The organism is Pseudomonas sp. EL_65y_Pfl2_R96 (assembly GCF_963970905.1).
In the GTDB taxonomy this organism is placed as follows: Bacteria; Pseudomonadota; Gammaproteobacteria; order Pseudomonadales; family Pseudomonadaceae; genus Aquipseudomonas.
The window spans coordinates 1-529 of record NZ_CAXAQH010000220.1 but is presented as its reverse complement, the minus strand read 5'-3'; the positions used below and the strand labels follow the sequence as shown (position 1 = coordinate 529).

Annotated in this window: 1 pseudogene; it reads left to right on the top strand. The window is 62.2% G+C overall.

Features of this window, described 5'->3' with window-relative positions:
* Window positions 1-529 (top strand): annotated as a pseudogene (gene eno, locus AACY49_RS30310) (phosphopyruvate hydratase); the annotation flags it as partial.

The following is a 529-nucleotide window of genomic DNA, read 5'->3' as shown; positions in this document are numbered from 1 at the left end:
AGATTGCCGATGCCGTGCTCGGTTTCGAAGCCGAGGACCAACGCGAGATCGACCACACGATGATCGAGCTCGACGGCACCGAAAACAAGAGCCACCTGGGTGCCAACGCCATCCTCGGCGTCAGCCTCGCGGTGGCCAAGGCAGCGGCCGATGCGCGCACGCTGCCGCTCTATCGCTATGTCGGCGGCGTCGCGGCGCATGTGCTGCCGGTGCCGATGATGAACATCATCAATGGCGGCGAACATGCCGATAATCCGATCGATTTCCAGGAATTCATGATCGTGCCGGTCGGCGCGAGCTCGATGATCGAGGCGGTGCGCTGCGGTTCGGAGATTTTCCACACGCTGAAGAAGGCGCTGCACGAAAAGGGTCTGGCGACCTCGGTCGGCGACGAAGGCGGCTTCGCGCCAAACATTGCGTCCACCAACGAAGCGATCGAATTCATCCTGCGCTCGATCGAGACGGCAGGGTACACCCCCGGTGACGACGTGATGCTGGCGCTCGATTGCGCCGCGACCGAATTCTACAA